The sequence below is a fragment of the Stenotrophomonas sp. PS02297 genome (assembly GCF_029959705.1).
Classification (GTDB): Bacteria; Pseudomonadota; Gammaproteobacteria; order Xanthomonadales; family Xanthomonadaceae; genus Stenotrophomonas; species Stenotrophomonas nitritireducens.
Genome location: NZ_JASCOS010000145.1, coordinates 1 through 7,792, shown reverse-complemented (window position 1 = coordinate 7,792; position 7,792 = coordinate 1). Strand labels below are relative to the sequence as shown.

General features: G+C 68.5%; 6 protein-coding genes. 1 reads left to right on the top strand and 5 read right to left on the bottom strand.

The window, feature by feature from the left end:
- Nucleotides 1–186: 186 nt before the first annotated feature.
- From QMX80_RS17345 to QMX80_RS17325, 5 genes are all read right to left on the bottom strand, one after another.
- Nucleotides 187–2,412: an NADP-dependent isocitrate dehydrogenase gene (locus tag QMX80_RS17345; RefSeq protein ID WP_282278424.1), complete on the bottom strand. Its 2,226-nt coding sequence runs from the start codon at nucleotides 2,410–2,412 to the stop codon at nucleotides 187–189.
- Nucleotides 2,413–2,744: 332 nt separating this feature from the next.
- Nucleotides 2,745–3,221 (bottom strand): hypothetical protein, encoded by a 477-nt coding sequence (locus QMX80_RS17340; protein ID WP_282278423.1) that lies wholly within the window; start codon nucleotides 3,219–3,221, stop codon nucleotides 2,745–2,747.
- 52 nt (nucleotides 3,222–3,273) lie between these two features.
- Nucleotides 3,274–3,573, bottom strand: a complete 300-nt coding sequence (locus QMX80_RS17335; protein ID WP_055770834.1) for a LysM peptidoglycan-binding domain-containing protein — start codon at nucleotides 3,571–3,573, stop codon at nucleotides 3,274–3,276.
- Nucleotides 3,574–3,677: 104 nt separating this feature from the next.
- Nucleotides 3,678–4,490 (bottom strand): NADPH-dependent 7-cyano-7-deazaguanine reductase QueF, encoded by an 813-nt coding sequence (queF, locus tag QMX80_RS17330; RefSeq protein ID WP_273083212.1) that lies wholly within the window; start codon nucleotides 4,488–4,490, stop codon nucleotides 3,678–3,680.
- 436 nt (nucleotides 4,491–4,926) lie between these two features.
- Entirely contained in the window at nucleotides 4,927–6,258 is a 1,332-nt protein-coding gene (locus QMX80_RS17325) for an amidohydrolase (RefSeq protein ID WP_282278419.1), read from the bottom strand.
- Nucleotides 6,259–6,453: 195 nt separating this feature from the next.
- Between QMX80_RS17325 and QMX80_RS17320 the strand changes: the two genes are divergently transcribed.
- Nucleotides 6,454–7,707 (top strand): efflux RND transporter periplasmic adaptor subunit, encoded by a 1,254-nt coding sequence (locus tag QMX80_RS17320; protein ID WP_282278417.1) that lies wholly within the window; start codon nucleotides 6,454–6,456, stop codon nucleotides 7,705–7,707.
- The last annotated feature ends 85 nt before the right edge of the window (nucleotides 7,708–7,792 follow it).

The following is a 7,792-nucleotide window of genomic DNA, read 5'->3' as shown; positions in this document are numbered from 1 at the left end:
CTACCGCACCAGGGTGACGCGGGCCGCCCCCCGTAGGAGCGACTTCAGTCGCGATGAGGCTTTACCGGTGAAGCCCTTTCGCGACTGAAGTCGCTCCTACGAAAGGCGGTGACGCCATCCGCAAACGAAAAACCCGCATCGCCGAAGCGATGCGGGTTCCGGGTCAAACAACTGCGGCGGGTGCGATCAGAGTGCGGCCAGCGCCGCGTCGAGGGTCGCGCTCGGGCGCATCGCCTTGCGGGTCTTGCCGAGGTCCGGGCGGTAGTAGCCGCCGATGTCCACGGCCTTGCCCTGCACCGCGACCAGTTCCTCGACGATCTTCTGCTCGCTGTCGGTCAACGCCTTGGCCAGCGGGGCGAACTTCGCCTTCAGCGCGGCGTCCTCGTCCTGCGCGGCCAGCGCCTGCGCCCAGTACATGGCCAGGTAGAAGTGGCTGCCGCGGTTGTCGATGGTGCCCAGCTTGCGGCCCGGCGAACGGTCGTTGTCGAGGAACTTGCCGTTGGCCTCGTCCAGCGCCTTGGCCAGCACTCCTGCGGCGGTGTTGCCGTAGCGCTGCGCAAGGTGTTCCAGCGAAGCGGCCAGGGCCAGGAATTCACCCAGCGAATCCCAGCGCAGGTAGTCCTCCTCGACGAACTGCTGCACGTGCTTCGGCGCCGAACCGCCGGCGCCGGTCTCGAACAGGCCGCCACCGGCCATCAGCGGCACGATCGACAGCATCTTGGCGCTGGTGCCCAGCTCCAGGATCGGGAACAGGTCGGTCAGGTAGTCGCGCAGCACGTTGCCGGTCACCGAGATGGTGTCCTGGCCCTTGCGGATGCGCTCCAGCGAGAACTTCGTCGCTTCCACCGGCGACAGGATGCGGATGTCCAGGCCGCGGGTGTCGTGGTCCTTCAGGTACTGCTCGACCTTGGCGATCATCTGCGCGTCATGCGCGCGGTTGCCGTCCAGCCAGAACACGGCCGGGGTGTTGCTCAGGCGCGCGCGGCTGACGGCCAGCTTGACCCAGTCCTGGATCGGCGCGTCCTTGGCCTGGCACATGCGCCAGATGTCGCCGGCTTCCACGGTGTGCTCGAACACCACGTTGCCGGCGTCATCGCTGACACGCACCACGCCCGCGGCCGGGATCTGGAAGGTCTTGTCGTGGCTGCCGTATTCCTCGGCCTTCTGCGCCATCAGGCCGACGTTCGGCACCGAGCCCATGGTGGCCGGGTCGAACGCGCCGTGCGCCTTGCAGTCCTCGATCACCGCCTGGTAGACGCCGGCGTAGCAGCGGTCCGGGATCAGCGCCTTGGTGTCCTGCAGCTTGCCTTCGGCATTCCACATGCGGCCACTGTCGCGGATCATCGCCGGCATCGAAGCGTCGACGATCACGTCGCTGGGCACGTGCAGGTTGGTGATGCCCTTGTCGGAATTGACCATCGCCACGGCCGGACGCTTTGCGTACTCGGCGGCGATGTCGGCCTTGATCGCTTCCTGGGTGGCTTCCGGCAGCGACGGCAGGCGCGCGTACAGGTCGCCGATGCCGTTGTTCGGGTCGAAGCCGGCCTGCTTGAGTTCGGTGGCGTACTTGCCCAGCACGTCCTTGTAGAACTCCTCGACCACCACGCCGAACATGATCGGGTCGGAGACCTTCATCATGGTCGCCTTCAGGTGCAGCGAGAACAGCACGCCCTGCGTGCGGGCATCTTCGATCTGCGCGGCGACGAAGGCGGCCAGCGCGCGGCGCGACATCACCGAGGCATCGACGATCTCGCCGGCCTTGACCGCGGTCTTGTCCTTCAGCACCACGGTCCTGCCGTCGTCCTGCACCAGCTCGATCTTCAGGCTGCCGGCGTTGGCCAGGGTGGCCGACTGCTCGCTGCCGTAGAAATCGCCGGCGTCCATGTGCGCGACGTGCGACTTCGAGTCGCCGCTCCACGCGCCCATGCGGTGCGGGTGCTTGCGCGCGTAGTTCTTGACCGACAGCGGCGCGCGGCGGTCCGAGTTGCCCTCGCGCAGCACCGGGTTCACCGCACTGCCCTTGACCTTGTCGTAGCGCGCCTTGATGTCGCGCGAAACGTCGTCGGCCGGCGCGTCCGGGTAGTTCGGCAGCGCGTAACCCTGGTCCTGCAGTTCCTTGATCGCGGCCTTGAGCTGCGGCACCGAGGCGCTGATGTTGGGCAGCTTGATGATGTTGGCTTCCGGCCGGGTCGCCAGTTCTCCCAGTTCGGCCAGGTCGTCGCTGATCTTCTGCCCGTCCTGCAGGTAGTCCGGGAACTGCGACAGGATGCGGCCGGAGAGCGAGATGTCACGGGTCTCCACCGCGATGCCGGCGGTGGTGGCATACGCATCGATGATCGGCAGCAGCGACTGCGTCGCCAGGTACGGGGCTTCGTCGGTGAGCGTGTAGATGATCTTCGGCGTATCGGACATGGGGGATGGTTTCCGTCGGAAGTAAAGGCTGGAAAGTCAGCGGCGCATTGTCGCGCGTCGCGGCGGTTCGGGCAAAACGGACGGGTACGGTTTCGCCTGCGCGGCGGCGGCCGGCATTCATGGCGTCTGCTCATGAGGCAGGCATCAGCGCTGCAGCGCTGCAGCGCACCGCGGCGGGGAAGCGGCAGGGAGATCGCCGGCATGGGCCCCGCTGTCGCTTGCCGGCAACCAGCAGGCGCTTCCGGGACAGGCAAAAAAAGGGCGCAGTCCTGCGACTGCGCCCATGGCTCACACCTGTCGGGAGAGAGGGACGATAGGTGAAAGCCCTTCCGCTACTTCACTTCGAACTCCTGGGTCATGCCGGCCGGCTGGCCGTCCAGGGTCACGTCCGCGCGGTATTTACCGGCGGGCCATGCGTTGGTGTTGGCGAATTCGATGTTGGTAGTGCCGGTATCGGTGGTATTGAGCGTGCGGCTCTGCTCACCGGCGACCTGGCCGTCCTGATAGGTCAGCTTGGCGGCGAGATTGACATTGGCGGCGGTGCCGTTGGTCTTTACCGAAATCACGATCTTGTCCTTGGTGCCAAGGGTCGCCATCGGAGCCACCGACTGGTCCGCGCCGATGGTGTTGCCCACGGTCACGGAGGTGACGCTGACCGCCGGGGCGGCCGGGGCGGGCTCGCTCATCGGCGCCGGAGCGCTCATCTCCGGCGCTGGCGCCGGGGTCGGTTCGTTCTTCTTGCAGCCGGCCAAGGCAGCGGTGCCGGCCAGGGCGATCATCAGGGTGGTGGTCAGCGAAGTCTTCTTCATGGGTTGCTCCGGGTAATGGGTTGCAAGGCAAAGGGATGACGCGGCTCGACCATCAGCCTTCGCGTGGCGGGACCTTCAGTACCTGTCCGGGGAATATCTTGTCCGGGTTGTCGAGGACATCGCGGTTGGCCTCGAAGATCCGCTTCCATGCATTGGCGTCGCCCAGCAGGTTCTTGGCGATCCTGGAAAGACTGTCGCCCTTCTGCACGGTGTATTGCTGTTCGCCAACGATTTCCTCGGTACTGGTCACCGTGCCGGTGACACCGGAGAAATCCGCCTTCGGCACGATCTGCTCGGTGCTGGTGACGGTACCGGTCACGCCGGAAAAATTGGCCTTGTTGTCGCTGCTCATCGGGTCGTTCCTCCTCGGCTGGGTGCAACGATTGCACCGCCCGCGTTAAGGAACCATCGCGCCGGCGTAAAGCCGGCGTATACCCGGAATACGGTCCGGCCGGATTACTGGCGGGGATCGCGGAAGGGACGGTGGCCGGCAGCGAAGTCGGCAGTCGAACGGCGCGGGTTGATGTCCAGGCCGCCGCGGCGGGTGTAGCGCGCCTCCACGTCCAGCGAGTGGCAGCCGCACTGGCGCGTCAGGTCGAGGAAGAGGCGCTCCACGCACTGTTCGTGGAATTCGGCATGGTCGCGATAGCTGGACAGGTAGCGCAGCAGACCACCGCGATCGATGCGCGGGCCGGCATAGCGGATGCTCACGCTGGCCCAGTCGGGCTGGCCGGTCACCGGGCAATTGGACTTGAGCAGGGCCGAGACCAGGGTTTCGGCGGCCACGTCGCCGGCATCGGCGCGCAGGAATCCGGCCTGCGGCGGACCGTAGTGGTCGATCTCCAGATCCAGGCCGTCGATGGAGTCGCCTTCGGCGTCGGCCACGGGCGGCAGGCCGAATTCGACCACGACCTCGGCACCGGCGCAGGCGGACAGGTCGGCGGCGATGCGCGCACGCACGTCGGCGGCGCTGTCGAAACGCGCGGCATTGAGGGAGTTCAGGTAGAGCTTGAGCGACTTCGATTCCACCAGGTTGGGCGAAGTGGCCGGCACCCACAACGTGGCGGTGGCCACGCAGGGCTTGCCGCGCGTGTCCAGCCAGCCCAGTTCGTAGACATGCCAGCGATCCTGGCCAACGAAGGGCAGCGCGGCCGCGAGGCCGATCTCGGCGCGGGCAGCGGCGCGCGGAATCGGGAACAGCAGGCCCGGGTCGTACTGGGAGGGATAAGCGACCTCGCGGCCGAGGCTGGAATCTTGGGGGGTGTTCATGCGGGGATTGTAGGAGCTGTTGCGTTAGCCGCGCCTGCACCGGGAGCCAGCCGCCATGATCCGGCGTGCCACGGCGCTGCTCCTGCTGCTGGGCCTGGCCGCCCGCCAGGGGCAACCGTCGCGGGCCATGCCCGTGATCGTCCAGGTCCAGGCCGGCCGCCACGAACCCGCCCGCCATCGGGATCTCCATGGAAGGCAACGCCGGCACCGCCTGCCAGGGGCGGGGGCGATGATGGCCAACCGCGGCTGGCCCCCAACGCCCCTTCAGCCGATGCCGCCCCTACGGCGCCGGCCCGGCGGTCGTGTGCCGCGACGCCGGTGGTTCCGCGCCGGGCGGCCCGGGCAGGCGCTCCGGCGGCGGGAGTACGGGCGGCCCCGGGAGCGCGGCGGACCGGCCGCGCGCAGCGCCGGATACCGGGTCAACGTCCGCCGGGGATCAGCCCTGCACGCCGTGCAGGTAGTCCAGCGAGACCTGCAGCAGCGCACGCAGCCCCACGTCCAGCGCCTTCTCGTCGAGCAGGAACTTCGGCGAGTGGTTGCTGGGCGCGGTGGCCGGGTCGATGCCCTCGCTGGTGGAGCCGACGAAGAAGAACATCGCCGGCACCTGCTGCGCGTACAGCGAGAAGTCCTCCGACCCCATCTGCAGCGGCGGTTCGTAGACATTGGCCTTGCCGACCACCGCCTGCAGGCTGGGCAGCATCCGCGCGGTCAGCGCCGGGTCGTTGACCGTGGCCGGGTTGCCATCCTTCTCGTAGATGTCGGTGACGGCGGTGGCGCCGTGGGCGGCGGCGGTGTGTTCGGCGACGTTGCGCAGGTCGGCGAAGATCTGCTGGCGCATCTCCGGGTCGAAGGTGCGGATGGTGCCGACCATCTCCACCGAGTCGGGGATGATGTTGTAGCGGATGCCGCCCTTGATCGCGCCGAAGGTAAGCACCGCCGGCTGCTTGGACAGGTTGGCGCGGCGGCTGACGATGGTCTGCGCGGTGCCGATCAGATCGGAGGCGGCGACGATCGGGTCGATGCCGTTCCACGGTGCCGAGCCGTGGGTCTGGCGGCCGTTGACGGTGATGCCGAAGCGGTCGGACGCGGCCATCAGCGGGCCGCCGCGCACGGCGATCTGCCCGGCCTGGACGCTGGAGAACACGTGCAGGCCGAACACCGCTTCCGGCTTGAAGTCCTTGAACAGTCCTTCCTTGAGCATCAGTTCGGCACCGCCCTGCTCCGGCGGCGGCGCGCCTTCCTCGGCAGGCTGGAAGATCAGCATCACCTCGCCCGGCAGCCTGTCGCGCATCGCCACCAGCGCGTCGGCCACGCCAAGCAGGGTGGCGGTGTGCGCATCATGGCCGCAGGCGTGCATCACCCCGACCTTCTCCCCGCGGTATTCGGAAGTGGCGGTGGAGGCGAACGGCAGCCCGGTCTGCTCGGTCACCGGCAGCGCGTCCATGTCCGCGCGCAGGGCGATCCGCGGGCCCGGCAGGGCGCCCTTGATGATCGCCACCACGCCATTCACGGCCACGCCGGTCTGCGGCTTCAGGCCCATCGCGCGCAGGCGTTCGGCGACCTTGGCGGCGGTACGCACCTCCCGGTTGGACAGTTCCGGGTGCTGATGGAAATCGCGGCGCCAATCCACCACCTGCCGCTGCAGGCGCGCGGCGGCGGCCTCCACCTCCGGGCGCTGGCCCTCGGCGGCCAGGGCGGAAACGGGGGCCAGGGCGCACGTCAGCGCGACCAACAGAACGGTGTTGCGGATCATCCGGGCTTTCCTCATCGGCAATCGAGAGGTGAATGTAGGGCAAACGGAGCGGGGAAAGGAGTGTCAACGGACAGGTTGCGGAACCGTTCACCATCAATACGGGTCTGAGCGCGTGGCCCATCGGTCATGCGCCAGCCGTCACGGGCCGGCGTTATGCTCTGCGCCGTTCCGCCAGCCCCTTCGCCAATCGGTTCCTCGGGAGTTTTCCGCATGTCGCGTTTCTGGAAGATCGTGCTGCTCGTCGTCGCCATCCTGCTCGTCGCAGGAATCGGCTACCGGGTGATGGGAGGCGGCAAGCAGGCCGGCGGAACGGCCATGGCCGGGGGCGCGCCGGGCGGCTGGGGCGGCGGCGGCAAGGACCGCGATCCGGTGCCGGTCACCGCGGTGCCGGCCGAGCGCAGGAACGTGCCGGTCTACGTCACCGCGCAGGGCACGGTGGCCGCCTACAACACGGTCACGGTCAGCCCGCAGGTCGGCGGCGAACTGCTGAGCGTCGATTTCAAGGAAGGGCAGGCGGTGAAGAAGGGCGACCTGCTGGCCCGCATCGACCCGCGTACCTTCCAGGCCCAGTACGACCAGGCCATCGCCAGCCAGCGCCAGAACCAGGCCCTGCTGGCCACCGCCCAGTCCAACTATGAGCGTTCCAATTCCGACGCCTACCGCCAGTACGTGGCGCAGACCGACCTGACCACCCTGCGCAACCAGGTCGCCCAGTACCAGGCGGCGGTGGCCGCAGCCCAGGCCACGGCGAGCCAGAGCAGGGTGCAGCTGGGCTATACCCGCATCGTCTCGCCCATCGACGGCGTGGCCGGCATCCGCGCGGTCGACCCGGGCAACGTGGTCGGGGCCGGCACCGCGCTGGTCACGCTGACCCAGCTGCAGCCGATCTACGTGCTGTTCAACCTGCCCGAACAGCAGCTGGACGCGGTGCGCGCGGCGCAGGGCAAGGGGCCGCTGGAAGCGGCGACGCTGGACCGCGCCGGCGGCGCGGTGGTCAACGCCGACGGCAAGCTGCAGGTGGTGGACAACCAGATCAGCGCCACCAGCGGCACCTTCCGCCTGCGCGCCGAGTTCGCCAATGCCGACAAGGCGCTGTGGCCGGGCCAGTTCGTCAACGTGCGCATGAAGCTCGACGAGCTACCCGATGCGGTGGTGGTGCCGGCCGAGGCCGTGCAGCGCAGCAGCACCGGCGATTTCGTCTACCTGATCAAGCCGGACAACACCGTCACCCTGCGCGATGTGGTGCAGGGCGGCCAGGTCGACGACAGCCATGTCGTCATCAGCAAGGGGCTGGAGCCGGGCGACAAGGTGGTGACCGAAGGCCAGTTCCGGCTCAAGGAAGGGGTCAAGGTCAATCCGCTGCAACCGGGCCAGGCGCCGCCGGCGCCGACCGAGGAGCAGCTGAAGGCCGCCAGCCAGAAACGCGCCGCCGGCGGCAACCGGGGCGGTCGTGGCCCGCGCTGAAGCCGCACGCGCGGCCGTCCGCGCGCCACTGCAGGTGGCGCGCGCCGGCGCGATGCAGGCACCACCGGGCATGTACGCATGCGTG